13 protein-coding genes, 1 pseudogene and 1 riboswitch are annotated in these 20,539 nt (G+C 66.1%); of the genes and pseudogenes, 5 read left to right on the forward strand and 9 right to left on the reverse strand.

Features of this window, described 5'->3' with window-relative positions; translation table 11 throughout:
* Positions 1 to 85 precede the first annotated feature (85 nt).
* Entirely contained in the window at positions 86 to 490 is a 405-nt protein-coding gene (locus H7A87_RS05945) for a hypothetical protein (protein WP_208413834.1), read from the reverse strand.
* Between the two features lie 322 nt (positions 491 to 812).
* Between H7A87_RS05945 and H7A87_RS05950 the strand changes: the two genes are divergently transcribed.
* Both H7A87_RS05950 and H7A87_RS05955 read left to right on the forward strand, forming a co-directional pair.
* Positions 813 to 1,280 (forward strand): hypothetical protein, encoded by a 468-nt coding sequence (locus tag H7A87_RS05950; RefSeq protein WP_104582400.1) that lies wholly within the window; start codon positions 813 to 815, stop codon positions 1,278 to 1,280.
* Positions 1,281 to 1,410: 130 nt separating this feature from the next.
* Entirely contained in the window at positions 1,411 to 2,136 is a 726-nt protein-coding gene (locus H7A87_RS05955) for an AraC family transcriptional regulator (RefSeq protein ID WP_119129211.1), read from the forward strand.
* A 339-nt stretch (positions 2,137 to 2,475) separates the two neighbouring features.
* On the opposite strand, the gene H7A87_RS05960 is transcribed toward H7A87_RS05955, so the two are convergent.
* The 4 genes from H7A87_RS05960 to gcvP form a co-directional block, all read right to left on the reverse strand.
* Positions 2,476 to 4,584 (reverse strand): catalase, encoded by a 2,109-nt coding sequence (locus H7A87_RS05960; protein ID WP_104649749.1) that lies wholly within the window; start codon positions 4,582 to 4,584, stop codon positions 2,476 to 2,478.
* Positions 4,585 to 4,790: 206 nt separating this feature from the next.
* Positions 4,791 to 5,645: an aldo/keto reductase gene (locus tag H7A87_RS05965; RefSeq protein ID WP_119129212.1), complete on the reverse strand. Its 855-nt coding sequence runs from the start codon at positions 5,643 to 5,645 to the stop codon at positions 4,791 to 4,793.
* Between the two features lie 21 nt (positions 5,646 to 5,666).
* The gene (locus tag H7A87_RS05970) at positions 5,667 to 7,364 is read right to left on the reverse strand and encodes a carboxylesterase/lipase family protein (protein ID WP_232087935.1); all 1,698 of its coding nucleotides are present in this window, start codon (positions 7,362 to 7,364) and stop codon (positions 5,667 to 5,669) included.
* Between the two features lie 353 nt (positions 7,365 to 7,717).
* Positions 7,718 to 10,591: an aminomethyl-transferring glycine dehydrogenase gene (gcvP, locus tag H7A87_RS05975; RefSeq protein WP_180496905.1), complete on the reverse strand. Its 2,874-nt coding sequence runs from the start codon at positions 10,589 to 10,591 to the stop codon at positions 7,718 to 7,720.
* A gap of 89 nt (positions 10,592 to 10,680) precedes the next feature.
* Positions 10,681 to 10,795: riboswitch (glycine riboswitch) on the reverse strand.
* Between the two features lie 268 nt (positions 10,796 to 11,063).
* On the opposite strand from gcvP, the gene H7A87_RS05980 reads away from it, so the two are divergent.
* Together H7A87_RS05980 and H7A87_RS05985 are read left to right on the forward strand one after the other, a co-directional pair.
* Positions 11,064 to 12,317, forward strand: coding sequence for a multidrug effflux MFS transporter (locus H7A87_RS05980; RefSeq protein WP_115676351.1), 1,254 nt, complete (start codon positions 11,064 to 11,066; stop codon positions 12,315 to 12,317).
* A gap of 16 nt (positions 12,318 to 12,333) precedes the next feature.
* Positions 12,334 to 12,735, forward strand: a complete 402-nt coding sequence (locus H7A87_RS05985) for a hypothetical protein (RefSeq protein ID WP_104649754.1) — start codon at positions 12,334 to 12,336, stop codon at positions 12,733 to 12,735.
* A 117-nt stretch (positions 12,736 to 12,852) separates the two neighbouring features.
* On the opposite strand, the gene H7A87_RS05990 is transcribed toward H7A87_RS05985, so the two are convergent.
* Together H7A87_RS05990 and H7A87_RS05995 are read right to left on the reverse strand one after the other, a co-directional pair.
* A complete protein-coding gene (locus H7A87_RS05990) occupies positions 12,853 to 14,787 on the reverse strand; it encodes an XVIPCD domain-containing protein (protein ID WP_119129267.1) in 1,935 nt (644 codons plus the stop codon).
* 131 nt (positions 14,788 to 14,918) lie between these two features.
* Positions 14,919 to 16,946: a M2 family metallopeptidase gene (locus H7A87_RS05995; protein ID WP_119129215.1), complete on the reverse strand. Its 2,028-nt coding sequence runs from the start codon at positions 16,944 to 16,946 to the stop codon at positions 14,919 to 14,921.
* Positions 16,947 to 17,258: 312 nt separating this feature from the next.
* On the opposite strand from H7A87_RS05995, the pseudogene H7A87_RS20975 reads away from it, so the two are divergent.
* Positions 17,259 to 17,452: pseudogene (locus H7A87_RS20975) on the forward strand (hypothetical protein).
* Between the two features lie 595 nt (positions 17,453 to 18,047).
* Here H7A87_RS20975 and H7A87_RS06000 read toward each other — a convergent pair.
* On the reverse strand, positions 18,048 to 19,703 hold the full coding sequence (locus tag H7A87_RS06000; protein WP_119128888.1) for a phosphoethanolamine--lipid A transferase: 1,656 nt from the start codon (positions 19,701 to 19,703) through the stop codon (positions 18,048 to 18,050).
* Positions 19,700 to 20,464, reverse strand: coding sequence for a phosphatase PAP2 family protein (locus H7A87_RS06005; RefSeq protein WP_104650293.1), 765 nt, complete (start codon positions 20,462 to 20,464; stop codon positions 19,700 to 19,702). Before H7A87_RS06005 ends, H7A87_RS06000 begins: the two co-directional genes overlap by 4 nt.
* Between the last annotated feature and the right edge of the window lie 75 nt (positions 20,465 to 20,539).

The raw sequence follows: 20,539 nt of genomic DNA on the forward strand, positions 1-20,539 counted from the left end.
ACGCCGCCTGGAGCGGCGTGCCGGTTGGTGGGCTGATGCAGCGTGACGGCCCGGGCTTCAGTGTTTCGACAGGCGCCGGGCTTGGTCAGTGTCGCTGCTGATCGCGCCTGGCCAACTGGCCTTCCACGATCTGCAGGATCTCCGCCACCGCGATCCCGAACGAGCCGGCATTGCCGGCGTCGAAGGCGGCTTTCCATTCTGCATAGCCCGGCAGGTAATCCTGGGTGGGCGCGGCATCGCCGACGTATTCGGCGGCGCTGCGCTCCAGGGTCTGCGCAATCACCGGGATGTGTGGCAGCGTATCGAGGATTCCATCGGGCAATCCCGCGTGACGCACCTGGATGTCGCTGATACTCACGTGCAGGATCTGGCCGCCGTGGGGATGCACGTCGATCTGGTTGATCAGCAACAACGGCGTCTCCGTCGCGGTGCGCCCACGGCAGCGCCACAGCTGGCCAACCGCATAAGCGGGAGAGGTGGTGTCGGGCATCGGGTACTCCACGCGCAAACCGCAATGATGCAACGCGCTCGCAAGGATGGCGACTGGGCGCGGTGCCCGCCCCGGATGGGATGGTTCGATCTCCCACCCGTCGCAAGTGCAGTCGCGCGTTGCCTGCCGGACGATATTCACAGGTAGGCGTCAAGGTCGATGACGCCTGAAGGATGAGTCCGCTTGTGGCTGATAGACTTGGCCTGGATCACTGCGCCCGGCTGAATGGCCGGCGCCAGCAGTGCCGCAGCGCACGCGCGCCATGTCAAAATAGCGATTCTTTAACTTCCCCAGTTCCCTGCAGGCCGCAAGGACCGTTCGCATGCGCACGTTGTTCCGCCCCTCATTGTGGGCGCTCGCCCTAGTCTGTAGTCCTGCCCTGAATGCCGCATCGCGGCCCACGGTGCCCGCGCGTGCGCCCGTTTCGGCACCCGCGACTGTCGCCGGTACCGACGCGGCCAGCGACCCGAGCGTGCCGCTGCCGGCCACGCTGAAGTCCGGCATGGGTTACCGCGCGTTTGCGCAGGCGGTGATGGAGCAGGGCTGGCAGCTGGTGGATCCGCTGGCCGCCGACAGCTGCATGGCCGCCGGCGATTGCGCCGTCGAGTTCATCGCGCCCGGCGGCAGTGCACGCCTGCAGGTGCAGGTCGGCTCGCAGTCCGGTGCGGCGGTGGTCAGTGGCTGGCGCGCGCAGCAGGTGCCGTTGGATCGCATCGGCAATCCGACGGCTGCGGCGGTGGACAGCAAGGCCGCGCCGGCCGCGGCCAACGTGGCCGACAACCCGCGCTGAGCGCGGGCGCCGGCGTCTGATGCGCGCGGCGTATCATGGCGTGGCATGCGCTGCGGCCTGCATCGGCGGCAGGTGTCATCGCCAGCTGCGTCTTTCCTGATCCCGAGTCCAGTCCTGCATGACGTCCTGCATGAAGAGCATCGATCCTGCCGATCTGGAAGCGTTGTTCGATGCCGTGCCGGACGTGCTGTTCTTCGTCAAGGATCGCGAGGGCCGCTATACCCACGTCAACCAGACCATGCTGCGGCGGTTGGGGCTGAAGTCGCGCAAGGACCTGATCGGCAAGCGCGTTGCCGAGGTCTATCCCAGCGGTCTGGGCACCAACTACGCCAACCAGGACGAGCAGGTGCTGGCCGGCGAAGTGATCGACAACCTGCTGGAACTGCATCTGTTCGCCAATCGCGAACCGGGCTGGTGCCTGACCTGCAAACGTCCGCTGCTGGTCGACGGCAAGGTGCAGGGCATCATCGGCATCTCGCGTGATCTGGGACCGCAGGACGGGCACGAATCGCAGTACGAAAAACTGCGGCTCGCGCTGGCGTACCTCAACGCCAACTACGCGCAGAACGTGCGCATGCAGGCACTGGTGGAGATCACCGGTTTTTCGATGTCCAAGCTGCAGCGCTCGTTCCGCAAGGTGTTTCAGCTGACCCCGCAACAGGTGCTGGCCAAGCTGCGTTTGCAGATGGCGATGCACCTGCTGCACGGAAACAAGAGCCTGACCGAAATCGGGCATGCCTGCGGCTTCAGCGATCAAAGCGCCTTTGCGCGGCAATTCAAGCTGGCGGTGGGCATGACGCCACGCGAGTACCGCGCGCTGGCGAACGCTGCGCAGTTTCCCGCCGAAGCGTCCTAGCGCATCTGACAAGACGACTGCTACACGGACGTGCTTGCGGCGTGTCCTGCGATGGTGGGCGGGCAAGGGCCTTGCAGCCAAACCGCAGCCCGCGGCTCTATGCCGACCTGGCCGCGCGCGCCGACACCCCAAAGACACGACCGCGCAACGACGTAAAGACAGCCGGATTCCAAATCGCTGCGTCGTTTATGAGACGCGGCCAAAAGACGGGTTGAAGGCTGGCCGTTGCAGAGGATGCGCTGGTTTTCCGTTGATGAATTGTTGCCCGCATAAACGCCTTGGGCGCGAACGACGTGGAAGTCGTTCGCGCCCAAGCCTGTGCAGCCTATGCGGATGCGGTTACGCCAGCATGCGCACCTTCGGTTCGCGTGCCCACTGGCGGGTCTTGGCGGCAGTGATGAAGGCCTTGGTATCCGCTGCGGCGATCACGCCGGCGTCCTTGCCGACATTGCCGGCCTTCAGCAGCAGCTGCGCGCCGTCGTCGAAGGCGATCGCCTTCAGATGGGCCCAGGCATTGCTGACGAAATCCAGCGCTGCCGATTCGCGTGTCAGCGCCTTGGCTGCTTCCGACGACAGCAGCACCGCCACCGCATCGAACATCACCGACGGCGTGCCGGCCAGCTGACCATCGGCGGCCAGTTGCTTGCCGTCGCTGAGCTTGGCGCCGCCCAGTTTCGGCGCGACGATCTTGACCGTGGCACCGGCGGCTTCGGCGGCCTTGCGCACGGCCTTGATCGTCGCCGCGTCGGAGCCATCGTGAATCAGGATGCCCACGGTGCGGCCCTGCAAGGTGTCCTTCATCTTGCCGATCAACTGCAGGGCGGGCGACAACGGCATGTCGGTCGGAGCGACCGCCGCCGGCGGTGCCGGCGGCAATGCGGTCATCCCCATGCCATCGGCCACACGCTGCGCCAACGTCGGGTCGATGTGACGCAGGTGACCGACGATGGCTTCGCGTACGTGCGGGGTTTCCACCTTGGAAAGCTCGAACACCAGCGCCGATGCCATGTGCGCCTGTTCCGGTGCGGTCTGGCTGCGGAAGAACATGCGCGCCTGGCTGTAATGATCGGCAAAGCTCTCTGCGCGTACGCGGCCCTTGGCGCCGTCTTCGGCCGGGGTTGCGTGGCTGGGGAATCCACGCAGCGCCTCACGCGGCGCATCGGCCTGCAGCGAGCTGGGCTCGTAGGCGACACGGCCCTTGGGCACGCCCATCTGCATGTGGCCGTCGCGCTGGTTATTGGCGAACGGGCACTTGGGCGCATTGACCGGGATCTGGTGGAAGTTCGGTCCACCCAGACGGCTCAGCTGCGTATCCAGATACGAGAACAGGCGGCCCTGCAGCAGCGGATCGTTGCTGAAGTCGATGCCGGGCACGATGTTGGCCGGGCAGTACGCCACCTGCTCGGTCTCTGCGAAGAAGTTGTCCGGCCAGCGGTCCAGTACCATGCGGCCGACGATCTGCAGCGGCACCAGTTCTTCCGGGATGACCTTGGTCGAATCCAGGTGATCGAACGGGAAGGCCTCGGCCTGCGCTTCGGTGAACAGCTGCACGCCCAGTTCCCACTCGGGGAAATCGCCGTTCTGGATCGCCTCGAACAGATCGCGACGATGGAAGTCCTGGTCGGCGCCGGCGATCTTCACCGCCTCGTCCCAGATCGTGGACTGCAGGCCGAGCTTGGGGCGCCAATGAAACTTGACGAAGGTGCTGTCGCCATTTTCATTGAGGAAACGGAAGCTGTGGATGCCGAAGCCTTCGATCATGCGCAGCGAGCGCGGGATCGTGCGGTCGCTCATCGCCCACATGATCATGTGCATCGATTCCGGGCTCAGCGAGATGAAATCCCAGAAGGTGTCGTGCGCACTGGCGGCCTGTGGGAAACCACGGTCCGGCTCCATCTTCACCGCGTGGATCAGGTCGGGGAACTTCATCGAATCCTGGATGAAGAACACCGGGATGTTGTTGCCCACCAGATCCCAGTTGCCTTCCTTGGTGTAGAACTTCACCGCGAACCCGCGCACGTCGCGCGGCGTGTCCACCGAGCCGGCGCCGCCGGCGACAGTGGAAAAACGCGTGAACAACGGGGTCTTTTCGCCGACCTCGGTAAAGATCTTGGCGGTGGTGTACTGGCTCAACGACTTGGTCAGCTCGAAATAGCCGTGCGCCGCGCTACCGCGCGCATGCACGATGCGCTCGGGGATGCGCTCGTGGTCGAAGTGGGTGATCTTCTCGCGCAGGATGAAGTCTTCCAGCAACGTCGGCCCGCGCGGCGTGGCGCGCAGCGAGTTCTGGTTGTCGCCAACCGGAATGCCCTGGTTGGTGGTCAGCTGCGGGTGCGTGCCGCCGGCCTTCTGGTGCAATTCGTCGCCCGTGCCGCGCAGCGTCTCGGGAGTTGCGCTGACAGCGGCGGTGGATGGAAGTTGCGCGGGCTTGCTGGGGGACTTGGCCATGGGGACTCCACTCTGGCGGGCTGGGATGCGGGCTGATCCGTTCAGCGTGGGAGTGGCGCTGTTAAATGCACGTGTCTGCATGCGAACGAATACTCACATGCAGCCGAAAGCTTGCGTTGGATCGCAGCGGGCTGATGCGCAGGTCACGCAATGATCCGACGCGCTGTCTGCGAACGCATGTAGCGGACCCAAGCGTTACATGTGGGCTACAGCAGATCCAATGGCTGTTTGCGTGTCGGCGGCGGGAATGCGCGGTCCAGGTCGGCAAGATCCTGCGCGTCCAGCTGCAGCGTGCACGCTGCTGCATTCTCGCGCACATGGGCAGGCGTTCCCGATTCGGGAATGGCAATGACCTGCCCGCTGCGGATCGCCCAGGCCAGCGCCACGGCGGTTGCAGCCACGCCGCGTCGCTCGCCGATCGCGTGCAGCACCGGATGATCCAGCAATGCGCGGCTGCCCAATGGCGAGTACGCCATCACTGTTACCTCGTGATGTGTACACCACGGCAGCAGATCGAACTCGATGCCGCGGCTACCGGCGTGATACAGCACCTGATTGACCAGGCAGTGTTGCCCGCCATCGATGCGCCACAGGTCCTGCAGATCATCGACATCGAAGTTCGATACGCCCCAGTCGCGGATCTTGCCGGCATCGCGCAACGCCTCGAAGGCATCGACCACTTCGTGCAGATCGCTGCCGCCGCGCCAATGCAGCAGATACAGGTCCAGTGTACGCACGCCGAGCCGCTGCAGGCTGGCCTCGCAGGCACGCGCGATACCGCGCGCGCTGGCATTGCTCGGCAGGACCTTGGACACCAGATAAGGCCGCTGCACGCTGTCCATCGCCTGGCCGATCAGTTGCTCCGACCGGCCATTGCCGTACATCTCGGCGGTGTCGATCAGGCGCATGCCCAGTTGCTGGCCCGTCTGCAGCGCATCGATCTCCTGCTGCGGCGCGTGGCGGCCCTGGCCCAGGTTCCATGAGCCGAGCCCGAGTGCCGGCACGCTGCGTCCGTTGCGCAGGCGCACCGTGGGGCAGGGGGATGAAGTGGAAACGGACATGGGTGGCTCCTGATGATGCGATCAATGCGAGGGTGACTGTGCCGGCGTTGCGGTCGCGTGCGGTGGCGTCAGCGTTGCCTGTGCATCCCAGAACGCGCAGCGATGCCGTTGCGCGAAGTCGGGCGTTGCGCCGATCCTGCCGGGCGACAACGTCAACGGAGCGTCGCCATCGAAGCGTGGCCACGGCGGACGCCCAGCTCCATTTGGGTCGCCGGTGCGCGCGAACGCGCCCCAGTAATCCTGCAGCGTATCGGCAAAGGCCTGTTGCGCCGGAGTGAACGCCGGCTCGCCACTGAGCACCCACGGCCGCTGGAACAGGTACACCAGTTCGGAGGCGTGATACGCGCCCAGCGGATGCGAGAACGGCAGACGCCACAGGCCGTACGGCGCCTGCGGGTCGTCGAATTCGTACGCATACACCGGCGTGCGGGTACGCAAGGCCTGGCCCAGCCGACGCGTCGGGCAGGCGAAGCCGCCATCGGTGACGATGTCGGCGAATGCATCCCAGCGCGATTGCCCGGCAATGTCTGCATAGCGCGCCATGATCGCTGTCGGGTCGGCATGCATGCGCTGCAGGCGTGCCTCATAGCCGCTGCGCAGGTTGAGCTTGCCCACATAGGACAGCAACTGCGCAAACAGCCGCCCCTCGTTGCGGTTGGTGCCGATCAGCACCGGCACCTGCACATGGTGCAGGTTGGCGATCGCCTCGGTGGGCGGCAACGGCAAGACGTCACCGCCAGACATCGGCGCCCAGGCATCGCTGCCGGTCAGGCCACGTCGCTGGGATTTGGCATCGACCACGGTATCGGCAGGCAATGCGCGCAGGCACGCGCCCACGTCGCTTGCATGCGCGCAGCCAAGCGTCTGTGCCATGCGCGCACCGCCGCGCTCGGCCTCGGCGCGCGGCACGCTGGAATCGCTGGCCAGGCAGCTGCCGCTCTGCAGGATTGCGCGTTGGAACAGACCGGCCGCGCCCGGCGAGGCGAGCTGATAGCAGATGCTCCAGGCGCCGGCCGATTCACCGAACACGGTGACGTTGTGGGCATCGCCACCGAAGGCGGCGATATTGCGCTGCACCCAGCGCAACGCGGCCTGTTGGTCGAGCAATGCATAGGCCCCTTCGCCTTCACTACGCAGCGCCGGATGCGCGAAGAAACCGAACACCCCCAGCCGGTAATTGGGCGCCACGACTATGACGTCCTGCCGCGCCGCCAGGGCACTCAGGTCGTAGTCGACATTGCTGCCCAGCTCCAGCGCGCCACCGTAGATCCACACCATCACTGCGCGCGGATGCGCTGGCGCCGGGCCGGGCGGCGCATAGATGTTGAGGGTGAGGCAATCCTCCGATATCTGCTTCTGCCCGAAGCGATACCGCGGCAGGCAGGCCGGCCCGGCCTGGGTGGCATCGCGGACGCCCTTCCAGGCTGGCGCAGCTTGCGGGGCGCGAAAGCGCAACGCGCCCACCGGCGGCGCGGCGAACGGCACGCCCAAAAACACCCGCCCGTGCGCGCCGGCGGCACCGCGGACTGCACCGGCATCGGTCTGCACTACCTCGGCCTGCGCATCGGCCGCATGCACCAGCGCCGGCACCTCGCCAGGGCGGCGTGGTGCGCACGCGGTCAACGCAAGGCCTGCAAGCAGCAGGCAGGCCAGGTTGCGTTTCAATGAATCTCTGTCGCGCTTGATCACGGTCTGTTGTGTCCTGTCCCGGACACACATCATCGCGAGTGCACGTGTAGGGAAGGAAAACGCCCAGGCCGCCCGACCAAGCGCGGCTGACACACGCTTTCGAACGCCGTGGAGGTGAGCGGCACGATCCTGCAGCCAGGCCGCAGAGCAGCCGCCTTGCCAGTGACGCCTTCGCCGTTCAATCACCTTTCGCAGTGACCGCGACAGTGAGTCTTGGCGTCGCTTGATGGCCCCACCCAAGCCGTGCCCGGCTACGGCGCAGGCGCTTGCCAGCAACGCGCGATGTGGCCAGACACTGACTGCTGCCGCCGGAAACGAAAAACCCAGCCCGGCAATTCCCGGGCTGGGTTTGAATGCCACACGTCAGCGCGACAGGGCAGCGCTTACGCCTCCACATCGTCCTTGTAGGCATCCACCGGGATGCAGGCGCACATCACGTTCTTGTCGCCGTAGACGTTGTCCACGCGTGCGACCGGCGGCCAGTACTTCTGCTGCTTGAGGCTGGGCAGCGGGAAGGCGGCCAGTTCGCGCGGGTAGGCGTGGGTCCACTCGCTGGCCGATACCTGCGTGGCGGTGTGCGGGGCATGCTTGAGCGGGTTGTCGTCGCGATCCAGGCGGCCGTCTTCGATGGCGCGGATTTCCTCGCGGATCTGGATCATTGCGTCGATGAAGCGGTCCAGCTCATGCTGCGATTCGCTTTCGGTCGGTTCCACCATCAAGGTGCCGGCGACCGGGAAGCTCAAGGTCGGTGCGTGGAAGCCGAAGTCGATCAGGCGCTTGGCAATGTCCTCGGCGCCGATGCCGCTGGTCTTTTCCAGCGGGCGGATGTCCAGGATGCACTCGTGTGCCACCAGGCCATTGCGGCCGGTGTACAGCGTCTTGTAGTGCGGCGCCAAGCGCTTGGCGATGTAGTTGGCGTTGAGCAGGGCCACCTGGGTTGCCTTGCGCAGGCCGGCGCTGCCCATCATGGTCACGTACATCCAGCTGATCGGCAGGATCGAGGCCGAGCCGTAGCTGGCGGCGCTGACCATGCCGACGTCGCCTTCGCCGCCCAGCGTGCGCGGTAAAAACGGCGCCAGGTGCGACTTCACTGCGCACGGACCCACTCCCGGACCGCCGCCGCCATGCGGAATGCAGAAGGTCTTGTGCAGGTTCAGATGCGACACGTCCGAGCCCCACTTGCCGGGCTTGGCCACGCCGACCAGGGCATTCATGTTGGCGCCGTCGGTATAGACCTGGCCGCCATGCGCATGCACCGCTTCGCAGATCGCCACCACGTCCTCTTCGAACACGCCGTGGGTGGACGGGTAGGTGATCATCAACGCGGCCAGGCGCCCGGAGTACTTCTCTGCCTTGGCGCGGATGTCGTCGACATCGACATTGCCGTTGGCATCGCACTTGGTCACGACCACGGTCATGCCGCACATCTGCGCCGAGGCCGGGTTGGTGCCGTGCGCGGATTCGGGAATCAGGCAGATATCGCGGTGCGCCTCACCGCGCGAGCGGTGATAGGCACGGATCGCCAGCAGGCCGGCGTACTCGCCCTGTGCACCGGAGTTGGGCTGCAGGCTCACCGCGTCGTAGCCGGTGCATTCGACCAGCATCGCTTCCAGCTCATCGATCAGCTGCGCGTAGCCGGCCGATTGCTCGGCCGGTGCCAGCGGATGGATCGCGCCGAACTCGGGCCAGGTCACCGGGATCATCTCGGCGGTGGCATTGAGCTTCATCGTGCAGCTGCCCAGCGGGATCATGGTCCGATCCATCGCCAGGTCCTTGTCGGCCAGCGAGCGCATGTAGCGCAGCAGTTCGTGCTCGCTGTGGTGGGTGTTGAACACCGGGTGGGTCAGGAAGGGCGTGCTGCGCAGCAGGCCCTGCGGCAACGCGTCGGCGGTGGCGGCATCGAGCGCATCCACATCTGCCTGCGCGCCGAACAACGCGGCCAGTGCGACCACGTCGGCGCGCGTGCTGGTTTCATCCAGGCTGATGCCGACCGCTTCGCTGTCGATCGCGCGCAGGTTGATGCCGCCCGCACGCGCCTTGGCGTGGATGGCATCGGCATCGATCGCCTTGACGTGCAGGGTGTCGAAGAAATGCTCGCCCACACTGACGCCGGCGCCGCGCAAGGCGGCGGCCAGGATCGCGGCCAGGCGATGGGTACGCCGCGCGATGCGGGTCAGGCCCGCGGGGCCGTGGTAGACCGCGTACATCGAGGCCATCACCGCCAGCAGCACCTGCGCGGTGCAGATGTTGGAGGTGGCCTTCTCGCGGCGGATATGTTGTTCGCGCGTCTGCAAGGTGAGGCGGTAGGCCGGGTTGCCGGCGGCATCGATCGACACGCCGATCAGCCGGCCCGGCATCGAGCGCTTGTAGGCATCGCGGCAGGCCATGAAGGCCGCATGCGGGCCGCCGAAACCGAACGGCACGCCGAAGCGCTGCGAATTGCCGACCACGATGTCCGCACCCCATTCGCCGGGCGCGGCGATCAGCGTCAGCGCCAGCAGATCGGTCGCCACCGCGACCAGCCCGCCTTGCGCGTGCACTGCCTCGGCCAGCGCGGCGTGATCGCCGATATGCCCGAAGCTGTCCGGGTACTGCAGCAGCACGCCGAAGCACTCGGCCTGCAGCGCTTCCTCCGGCGTGCCGACGCGCAGCACGATGCCCAGCGGCTCGGCGCGGGTGCGCAGCAGTTCCTGGGTCTGCGGATGCACCGCGTCGTGCACGAAGAAGGTCTCCGACTTCGACTTGGCCGAGCGCTTGGCCAGCGTCATCGCTTCGGCCGCGGCGGTGGCTTCGTCCAGCAGCGAGGCGTTGGCGATCTGCATGCCGGTGAGGTCGGCGCACAGGGTCTGGAAGTTGATCAGCGCTTCCATGCGGCCTTGCGAAATCTCCGCCTGGTACGGCGTATAGGCGGTGTACCAGGCCGGGTTTTCCAGGATGTTGCGCAGGATCACCTTCGGCGTATGGGTGCCGTAGTAGCCCTGGCCGATGAAGCTGCGCTGCACCTGGTTCTTGCCGGCAATGGCGCGGATCTTGGCCAACGCTTCTTCTTCGGTGATCGCCTCGGGCAGCGCCAGCGCCGCCGGCGACTTGATGTTGCCCGGCACGATCGCATCGGTCATCGCATCCAGCGAGGCGTGGCCGACCACGTCCAGCATCTGTGCGATTTCTGCGTCGTTGGGGCCGATATGGCGTTCGACGAACGCGCTGTGGTGTTCGAGGTCGCGCAAGGAAGACGTGGTCTGGGACATGGCGGGCATCCGGGGCAGGGGGCAGACGAATGGTCGACCGCCGCCAGACCGGCGTGACGCGCGCAGCGCATCACCTCCTGTCGCAGCGACAGTCTTCCTCGCGCCCCTCTGTCCTTTTGCCTGAGAGTTTAAGAGCGCGGCATGGCGCTGGGCCTGCCTGCGTTCCGTGCCCCTTCGGCGCCGGCATCGGCCGGTCTCTCCAGAGTTGTACTGCGGATGGTATCGGGCCTGAGCGATTACGGGCTGTTGCGCCTTCGGCAGCGGCAGTGCCGCTTCTCCCACCGTGTTGCCGGCCGATTATAGCCTGCGTGCGCAGCGGCGGGCGCGTCCGCCAGGGCGGGGGCACGCCCCATGCACTCGGGCCTGCTTAACCTTGCAACGGCGAGCGCCTATCATCGACGCCCTTGTGCCCATCCCGACGCGCCCCCCCCAGGCCAGCGTCGGCGTGCGTCCCCCGGTGCACCACGTTTCGGATCCCTGCATGCCCCCCACCACGCCTTCCACCCGTCGCATGGCGCTGCTGCTCGCCGGGCTGGCGATGTTTGGTCCGTTTTCCATCGACACCATCTTTCCGGCGTTCTCGCGGCTCAGCCGCAGCCTGGCGGTGGACGAAGTGGCGATCCAGCAGACCATCAGCGTCTATCTGCTCGCCTACGGGCTGATGAGCATCGCGCACGGCCCACTGTCCGATGCCTGGGGCCGCAAGCGGGTGATCCTGGGCGGGCTGGTGCTGTTCATCGCCGGCTCGGTGGGCTGCGCGCTGTCGCAGGACCTGCCCACCCTGCTGGCGTTCCGCGCGTTGCAGGGCCTGTCGGCCGGGGTCGGCATGATCGTCGGGCGGGCGGTGATCCGCGACCTGTTCCAGGGCCCGGACGCGCAACGGCTGATGAGCCAGGTGTCGATGATCTTCGGCATCGCCCCGGCGATCGCGCCGATCATCGGCGGCTGGATTCTGCTCAGCGGTGCCGGCTGGCCGCTGATCTTCTGGTTTCTGGTGGCGTTCGGGCTGGTGCTGCTGGTGGCCACGCTGACCTGGCTGCCGGAGACCCACCCGGTGGAGGCGCGCACGCCGCTGCAGCTCAAGCGCCTGCTGCACGACTACGTGCGGATCGGCTTCAACCCGCGCTTCCAGCGCCTGGCCGCGGCCGGTGCGTTCAACTTCGCCGGCATCTTCCTGTACATCGCCTCGGCGCCGGTGCTGATCATGCGCCACCTGCACCTGGGCGAAGGCGACTTCGCCTGGCTGTTCATTCCCACCATCGGCGGCATGACGCTGGGCTCGTTCCTGTCCGGGCGCATGGCCGGCAGCATGGACCCGGTGCGGCAGATCCGCATCGGCTTCATCTGCTGCGGCGTGGCGGCGCTGGCGAACCTGGGCTACACCATGACGGCAGCGCAGATCGCGCTGCCATGGGCGGTGCTGCCGATCTTCCTGGCCGGCGTGGGCATGGCACTGATCTTCCCGATCCTGGCGCTGGCAGTGCTGGACATGTACCCGCACCAGCGCGGGCTGGCGTCCTCGCTGCAGGCCTTCACCCAGTTGATGACCAATACGCTGGTAGCCGGGGTGCTGTCGCCGCTGCTGAGTGAACACCCGCGCCACCTGGCGATCGGCATGACCGGTTTTTTCCTGCTGGGCTGGCTATTCTGGCGCTGGGAGCGCCGCAGCGGCCGCCGTCTACGCCGCCGCCAAGCCGAAGAGGCCGTGCCTCTGGAGCCGGCCGACCATCTCTGACCTCACAGGAGCCTGCATGTCCACCGATTCCAAGCTGCGCCGCGACGCCCGCAAGCGCGCCGCCGAGCGCCTGCGCAACCAGGCCGCCGCCAATCCCGCGCCAGTTTCGCCGATCGAGCCGCATGCCGAACTGCGCGACCAGCAGCGCACGCTACTGGCCGGCATCGTCCGCCGCGACGGCGAATGGGTGCTCGGCATGGACGGCCGCATCGCCGGCGAGAGCACCAGTGCCGCCCAGGTGCTGGCCCTGATCATGCGCGCGGCCGAGTTGCACGAACGCCAGGGCACGCCGGTACGGCTGACCTACTCGGACACGCTCAAGGATGCGGCGCATGCCGAGGCCGCTGCCGACGGCAGGGATTTCGAGGCGTTCCGGATCGAGTTCGCGCAGAAGCTGGTGCCCGCGCGTCCCAACTGAGGCCATACACGCAGCGGTGTCGGCGAAGCCGATTCCGACCATTGCCCATTCCGCAGATGGGCAGTGGTCGGGCTGAACTGCGCCAGCGTCTGGCTGCGAATCAGCCAGTGCGCCGGATCAGCGCGCCGGTGCCTGTCGCTGCAGGTCCTGCTGCTGCGTCTGTTCCTGCGCGGCGGCGTTGCGATCCTGCCCGGCGCCCAGCGCCTGCGCGCGTTGCAGACTGTGGTCCACCGGCGTCTGCTGCGCGGCCTGCGCATCGAATGGTCCGCGCAGGTGGGCCGGCGAATCCAGCGCCCCCTGGACCACGAAGCCCTGTGCCGGGTCGCGCCCCAGCACCACGTGATCCACGCGCTGCAGCCCATGCTCGCGCGCGGCCACCAGCGCTCCGGCTGCCAGGCGCTCGCTGTCCGCATCGGGCACGCGGCCACGCGCGGCCTCCAGCTGCTCCACCGCTGCGGTGCATTGGTTCAGCAGCGCATGGTCCGGATTGGCCGGATGGCGCGCATCCGAGGCGGCGGTCGCCGTCGCTGCCTGGCGCGGAACGACCTCGGCATCGATGCGCTGCAACTGGCCGTCGTATGTCCCATCGGCACCGTCGGCGATGCGCTGCAGCCGCTCGACGAATGGATACGGCGTGCTGCCCACATTGCGGGCCATCGCGATCGCGAAGCGTTCGGGTGACTGCGGCGCGGCGCCGCGGTCGCCGACCAGCGAGCTCAGCGAGCTGCCGCCGATCCTGCTGGCCTCGACGCTGGCCTGGGTCTGCTCCATCAGCGCCTGCATCTGCGCCTCGCTGAAGGCCAGCGTGGTCTTCTGCCCTGGCGCGATCGCACCGGTGCCCGCCATCTCGCCGCTCAGCGCGCTGTTGAGATTCTGCGCGATCGCCTTTTCCTCGCTGGCCTCGTTGCGCCCGCCCAGGCGTTGCAGCAGCCCCGGCGTGGCAACGTCGCCATCGATCTCGAAGCGGTAGCTGCGGTCCTGCACGCGTTCGGTGTCGTTGCCGTCGTACTGGCGCACGATCGTCAGCGGCACGTTGTCTCCGTATTGCAGCTGTTGCACCACCGTGTAGCCGTCCTGGCCCGGTGTGCTGATGCGCACCTGGCTGCCCTGGTTGCGGTTGCCGGCCACATCGGCGCTGAGCGGGCCCAATTCCAGCTGCAGCCGCTGCTGCGAGCTGAAGTTGATGCGCTCCAGCGTCTGTTGTTCGTCGACGCCGGGCACGCCTGGTGCCAGCGTGCCCTCGCGCACGAACTGGCCCATGGCCGCGAGCGCACGCGGATCGGCCAGGTCGAACTGCGCACTCTCCACCCGCGACTGGCCCAGCGAGTCGGCGCGCCCGAGCAGGGCCTGCGCCGGTCCCACCTTGAAGCCAGCTGCGTTCACCGCCTCGATGGCTGCGTTGGGTCCGGTCACCACCCGCACGTGGCGCTCGTCCACACGCTCGATCAGGTAGCTGCGGCCGCTGGCTTCGGTGATCTCGCTCTGCATGCTGAGGTGTTGCAGGCTCGCCGAGGAATCGCGCTGGGTGTAGGTCTGCGTGTCCATCACCGCACGCGCGCCGATCGGAAGGCTCTCCGGCTGTAGTGGATTGACGCGCGTGGCAGCCTCTGCAGGCTGGTCGGCACCGGGCAGCGTCAGTGCGTAGCGCATGCGCTGCCCGCCACTGACACCAGCTTCGATGTTCAATTTGCCGTCGCCGAGCTTGGTCTGCAGGCTTTGCTGTTGGCCGGTACGCGCGTCGGCCTCCAGATTGAAGGTGGTGGTCTTCGCGTCGGCATCGCTGAGCTTGCCCAGGCCCAGCGAGGTGTTGGTCTGCAGGCTGTTCTCGCCCAGTGGCCGGGCCTGGCTGCCGTTGCCCTGCTCACTGGTATGGGAATACTTGACCGACTGATCTTCGGGGTTGAGCTCCACGGTGCTGCTGCCCAGTTCCACCGAATAGTCGCTGTTCTTGCTGCTGTAGGTCGGGTCGAACGCGCGGTCGTTCGCGTCGTCGATGAGCTGCTTGTTGGTGTCCGCGTCGCGCGGGTCCGGGCCGGTGGAGGCGTTGTTCATTGGATGCATCCTGCATGCTGCGCCGGTGCAGCGGGCGCGCAGTATATCGCCGGCGTTTTTGGCATTTATCAAATCAATGTTATGCGGCGGCCAGGGCGGCGGCGGCCGCATGCCGCAGGGAAAGCGGCGCGTCAGTGCATCGCGGCAGGCGGCGGCGCGTTGCCGGCGGCAGCGGGCGCGGTCGCCTGCCAGCCGCACAATTTCCCCTGGTTCTGCTGCTTCAGCCACTCGTTCATCGGTGCGAAATATTCCAGCATCGGGCCGGCATCCAGGCGCTCGTTGCCGGTGAGTTCCTTCAGCGTGGTCTGCCAGGGTTGGCTGGCGCCACGTTGCAGCATCGACCAGAACTTCTGCCCGGCGTCCTTGTTGCCGTAGAAGCTGCACTCGTACAACGGGCCTTGGTGGCCTGCGGCTTCGCACAGGCCCTTGTAGAACTGGAACTGCAGGATGTGCGCCAGAAAATAGCGGGTGTACGGCGTATTGCCCGGCACGTGGTACTTGGCACCGGCATCGAAGAACTCCTCGCCGCGCGGGTTCACCGGCGCCACGCCCTGGTATTTGGCTTTCAGCTCCCACCAGGCCTGGTTGTAGTGCTCGGGGGTGATCGAGCCGTCGAATACGCCCCAGCGCCAGCGGTCGATCATCAAACCGAATGGCAGGAAGGCAACCTTGCTCAGCGCCATGCGCATCTGCGAATTGATCAGCGCCTCGCGGCCGGCCTGTTGTTCGCCCACCATGCCGATCGACTGCAGATACCTGGGCGTCATCGCCAGCACGATGGTGTCGCCGATCGCTTCGTGGAAGCCATCGTTGGCGCCGTTCTGGAACAGCGGCGGCAGCGGGTTGTAGGCCAGGTCGTAATAGATGTGGCCGAGCTCGTGGTAGATGGTGGTGAAATCCTCTTCGGTTGGCTTGATGCACATCTTGGTGCGCACGTCCGCGCCGATATTCTGGTTTGGCTCGCCGCCCATGTTCATGTCCCACGCGCTGGCATGGCAGACCACGTCGCGGTCCAGGGGCTTGATGAACTGCGACCGCTGCCAATAGGTGTCGGGAAGCTTGGGCATGCCGAGCGAGGTGTAGAAGTCCTGCGCACGCTCGGTCATCTGTTTTGCGGTGCGCAGTTGCGCTTCACGTTCGGCCTGGAAGCGGGCGCCGCTGCCGCCTTCGGTGCCCGTGGTGACGTTGGTGCGTGCCAGCACCGCACTCAGGTTGCCCTGGTATTGTTTTTCCAGCGCGGCGGTGATGTCCAGATCGCCGGCACCTGGATACGGCTGCAGCAGGTCCCACAGATTGCTCCAGTCCTGCTGCCACATATTGCCCATCAGATGCGCGGGCAACATGCCGCCGGCAAGCTCGCCCTTGTCCTTGCCGTATTGCGTATCGAGCTTGCCGCGCGCATAGCACTGCAGTTGTGCGTACAGCGGTTTGACCTGCTCCCAGAGACGGTCGGTTTCGCTGGCCAGTTGCGCCGGCGGCATGTCGTAGCCGCTGCGCCATAGCACCCCGACATCGGCAAAGCCCAGTCCGCGCGCGCCCTCGTTGGCGAGCTCGACAAATCGCTGGTAGTCCTTGCGCATCGGGATTGCGGTGCCATGCCAGCCCTGCCAGGCATCCAGTTGCTCTGCGTAATCGCGGCTGCTGGCCAGCACCTGCTCCAGCTCGCCGAGCTGGCGGCAGCGGCGTTGCTCGCCATCGCCCACGCAATAGCTGCCGGCGCCGTAGTCGCCTTCCATCTTGGCGGCGATCCGGGTGAGCTCCGCCAGCTTGGCTGGGTCGCGTGGCGCGGGCAGGGCGCTCATCAGTTTCAGCAGTTGCAATGCACGCGCGCTGTCGGCCGACATCGGGGTACCTGCGTACTGCTTGGATTGTTCGATCCAGCGGTCCAGCTGCGCCAGCGAGCGCTCGTTGGCCTTGGCGGCCAGCAACTGGGAATCGCCATTGATGTAGGTCGAAGACAACCACTGCGCGGCAGTGACTTCCGGGTACGCGGCCTTGTACTCGGCGCTGATGCGAGCAACAAACTGGTCGGCGCTTTCCTGCGGCGCGGTTTTGGCCGCAGCGGGCCTGGCGGGTTCTGCCGTATCCCGACGGCAGGCCGACAACGACAGCGTGCCGGCGGCCACGGCCAATGCCAGCCACAACAAACGAGGATTCACGGGTGGTCCTTGCGGTGAAGTCCGACGCAGGCTAGAACGCAGCGCGGTCTACCGCAAGCACTGTCACTGCGCACGCGACGCGGACGTCTGCAGGTGCATACCTGCTGATCAGGGGAGACGAAGGTCCCGCGACGATGTGTGGCGAGGACCCGTCGAGATGGTCGGTGTGCATGGTTTTCAACAAAGTAACCAGCACACTGTCTGGTGCGGTGAGGGCACCGCGCCCTCGGACTGCGGGTTTGCTGCAGGGCCCTTGTCCGCCCACCATCGCAGGACACGCCGCAAGTACGTCCGTGTAGGCTCTGGCGCGGCATCCATGCCGCTCAAGGTCCCGCGATGGTGAGCGGGCAAGGACCAGTCGAGATGGTCGGTGTGCATGGCTTTCAGCAAAACAATCAGCACACCGTCTGGTGCGGTGTCCTCGCCGATTGCGGGACCGTGTGGCGGCATGGATGCCGCCACCGAGCCCCCAGGGACGGGTTTACGGCGTGTCCTGCAAGCGGTGAGGGCACCGCGCCCGCGACGCTGTGAGTTTGCCGCAGGGTCCTTGCCCGCCCACCATCGCGGGACACGCCGCAAGTACGTCCATGTAGGCTCTTACGCGGCATCCATGCCGCGTAAGGTCCCGCGACGGTGGGCGGGCAAGGGCCAGTCGAGATGGTCGGTGTGCATGGCTTTCAGTAAAAACAATCAGCACACCGTCTCGTGCGGTGTCCTCGCCGCGCCCTCCACTGACTAAGCTCTTGGCTCAAGCATTTGATCGCGCTTAAACGATGCCAGTGTTCTAAGTCCCGGTTGCTCTGGATGTCGTGCTTTAAAGGCCTGGGCAGCATCGATAAAGCAGGGGGCTGATCTGCGGCTTTACTGCAGGGCGCTTGCCCGCCCACCATCGCGGGACACGCCGCAAGTACGTCCGTGTAGGCTCTGGCGCGGCATCCATGCCGCTCAAGGTCCCGCGACGGTGGGCGGGCAAGGACCAGTCGAGATGGTCGGTGCGCATGGAAGAGCAGTGCCGGATGCGCCCTGTTCGATCATGACGTGTCGGCTCCATGTCTGAGGGGCGCCGCGCACTCGATAACCAAGTTCGGATTACCCAGTTGTTTATCCCGTGCATTGCGCAAACAGATCGCGCTCGCGTGCATAGGCGCTGGTCTTGACCTGCATCAGCCCGAGCACCGATGGGAACAGCGCGTCCTGGTCGGTGTACTGGCCGGCACGGTGGCGCAGGCAGGTTTCGTCCAGGCCGCGGTCGCGTGCGAACTCCGGCGAGAACCACATCACCATCGGGACATGGGTCTGTTCCTTGGGCGCGATCGCGTACGGCACACCATGCAGGTAAAGGCCTTTTTCGCCCAGCGATTCGCCGTGATCGGAGAGGTAGATCATCGCGGTGTCGTAATCCTGCAACCCGCGCAGTGCGTGGATGGCCTGGTTGAGGAAGTGATCGGTGTAGGCGATGGAATTATCGTAGGCGTTGACGATGTCCTGGCGGCTGCAACTGCCCAGGTCGGCGGTCTTGCACACCGGCTTGAAGCGCTCGAACCGTGCCGGGTAGCGCTCGAAATAACTCGGTCCGTGGCTGCCGAGTTGATGCAGCACCACCACGCGGTCGCCGGGCTTTGCCCGCACTTGTGCAGCCAGATCGCTCAGCAGGATCTCGTCCATGCAACGGCCGTCGGCGCACAGCCCTGGCGTGGTGGCATCGTCCAGCTTCTGGATCTCCAGTCCGTCGCAGACGCCCTTGCAGCCGGATTGGTTATCGCGCCACAGCGTGGAAATGCCGGCATGTTCGAGCACATGCAGCAGCGACTGGTGGCTGCGGATCATGTCCTCGTTGTAATCGCGGCGGCCGAATGGCGAAAACATGCACGGCACCGAGACCTCGGTGCTGGTGCCGCACGAATGCATGTCGGGGAAATTGATCACCCCGGCCTGCGCCAGCTCGGGCGTGGTCTGGCGCGCATAGCCGTTGAGGCCCCAGTTCTGCGCACGCGCGGTTTCGCCCAGTACCACCAGCAGCAGGCGCGGACGGCTTCCCGGTGCGCGTGGCGTGGCCATGGCATCGTGCTCGACCGGTTGCCTGGGCGCGTGCTTGATCGGCGAATCGGACTTGAGGTTCTGCCGCAGCGCCACGATGTAATTGATCGGCGTGGCCAGGTAACGCACCTCGCGGTGATTGCGCATCAACGCGGAGACGTCTTGCGAGGACAGCATCGCGCCGGCCGCGCCGAGCACTGCCACCACCAGCAGAAAGCCGGCGCGGGTTGCCAGCGATCTGCCGATGCTGCGCGCGTGCAGGCGGGTGCGCCACAACAGCGTGGTCGGAATCAGGAAGTAGCACAGCAGCGGCAGGATCAAGCCGGGCGTGAGCAGCTCGCGCGATTCCTTATGGTCGGTATGCAGCACGTTGCGCAGCATGTCCGCATCCAGATAGACGTTGTAGCTGTCCATGTAGTGCGCAGCCAGCGCTGTGGTGAACAGCAGCAGCGTCAGCAGTGGCTTGGCGTTCCAGCGCCAGACCAGCAGACCCAGCAATAACGCATGCACGGCCACCAGCAGCGCCATCAACGAGATGGCAAACCCGAGGCTGCCCGGATGCGTGGCCATGGCCGTATGCCAGAACAGCTGATTGCATACCAGTGCAAAGAACACGCTCGACAGCAGCACCAGCGTCTCGGTCGAAACCGTGGGGCGCGTTGTCCAGGTCAGTGCGCGCAGGCGCTTGCGCCCACGCGATTGCGGTAGATAGGTGCTCATGCTGCATCCCCCGATTGCAACACCACTTCATTGGCGCGATGCGGTCGAGCCAGCATCCCCCAGTACAGTGCAAGTGCGGTTCCCCAACACACCGCCAGCGACCACAGGTCGTGCGACAGGAAATGCGCGCCGCGCAGTTGCTGCGCAATCCCGAACAACAGCCCTGCCGCGATGCCCAGCCACAATGCAGGAACACGCCATGCAGGACGCAGTGCCAGCGCACAGAAATACAACGCCACCCACGCATAACCGGCACTGGCGTGACCTGCGGGAAAACAACCGGACGCGGCAATGCCATGGCGCGATTCGAACAGCCCGATCATCGGCTGGGTGCCGCCATAACGGCTCAAATCCCAGGGGCAATCCATCGCCGTCCACGACTTGAGCAAGGACACCAGCGAGGTCGACAGTGCGATCGATGTAGCCAGATAGGTCAGCGGCCAGCGCAGCACACGCAGGCGTGGCCGGCACCAGGCGACCAGCGCCAGCACCAGCACGCTGACAGCGGCTGCGGTGCTCAGCCATTTGCCGACGCGGTGAATCACGCCGCTGGTGAACCAGTGGTCCTTGAGCAGCCAATGCCCGCCTTCCAGCCGATACAGCGCATCGGCAATCCACTGGTCGCCACCGGCACTCATCAACAACGCGCTGAGCACCAGCACGCCGGCCAGCGGTAGCCACAGATGCCGAACCAGGAAGCGGGTTTGCGCAGCAGTGGCTGTGCGCGTCAGGGCAGGTGCGTATACGGGAAACGTGGTCATCGAAGCATCGGCCGGTGGTCTATGCCCGGCATCTTCGAAAGCGGCATGTCGGAAAGCGGTCGGACCGAGGTTGCT

This window comes from Xanthomonas sp. CPBF 426 (genome assembly GCF_903989465.1).
GTDB classification, from domain to species: domain Bacteria; phylum Pseudomonadota; class Gammaproteobacteria; order Xanthomonadales; family Xanthomonadaceae; genus Xanthomonas; species Xanthomonas euroxanthea.

Bases quoted from the DNA above. Each gene is read 5' to 3' on its own strand.
- H7A87_RS05950 (WP_104582400.1), top strand. From the start codon at position 813: ATGCGCACGTTGTTCCGCCCCTCATTGTGGGCGCTCGCCCTAGTCTGT.
- H7A87_RS05970 (WP_232087935.1), bottom strand. From the start codon at position 7,364: ATGTGTGTCCGGGACAGGACACAACAGACCGTGATCAAGCGCGACAGA.
- gcvP (WP_180496905.1), bottom strand. From the start codon at position 10,591: ATGCCCGCCATGTCCCAGACCACGTCTTCCTTGCGCGACCTCGAACAC.
- H7A87_RS06000 (WP_119128888.1), bottom strand. From the start codon at position 19,703: ATGAGCACCTATCTACCGCAATCGCGTGGGCGCAAGCGCCTGCGCGCA.
- H7A87_RS06005 (WP_104650293.1), bottom strand. From the start codon at position 20,464: ATGACCACGTTTCCCGTATACGCACCTGCCCTGACGCGCACAGCCACT.
- H7A87_RS05955 (WP_119129211.1), top strand. From the start codon at position 1,411: ATGAAGAGCATCGATCCTGCCGATCTGGAAGCGTTGTTCGATGCCGTG.
- H7A87_RS05965 (WP_119129212.1), bottom strand. From the start codon at position 5,645: ATGTCCGTTTCCACTTCATCCCCCTGCCCCACGGTGCGCCTGCGCAAC.
- H7A87_RS05990 (WP_119129267.1), bottom strand. From the start codon at position 14,787: ATGAACAACGCCTCCACCGGCCCGGACCCGCGCGACGCGGACACCAAC.
- H7A87_RS05980 (WP_115676351.1), top strand. From the start codon at position 11,064: ATGCCCCCCACCACGCCTTCCACCCGTCGCATGGCGCTGCTGCTCGCC.
- H7A87_RS05960 (WP_104649749.1), bottom strand. From the start codon at position 4,584: ATGGCCAAGTCCCCCAGCAAGCCCGCGCAACTTCCATCCACCGCCGCT.
- H7A87_RS05945 (WP_208413834.1), bottom strand. From the start codon at position 490: ATGCCCGACACCACCTCTCCCGCTTATGCGGTTGGCCAGCTGTGGCGC.
- H7A87_RS05985 (WP_104649754.1), top strand. From the start codon at position 12,334: ATGTCCACCGATTCCAAGCTGCGCCGCGACGCCCGCAAGCGCGCCGCC.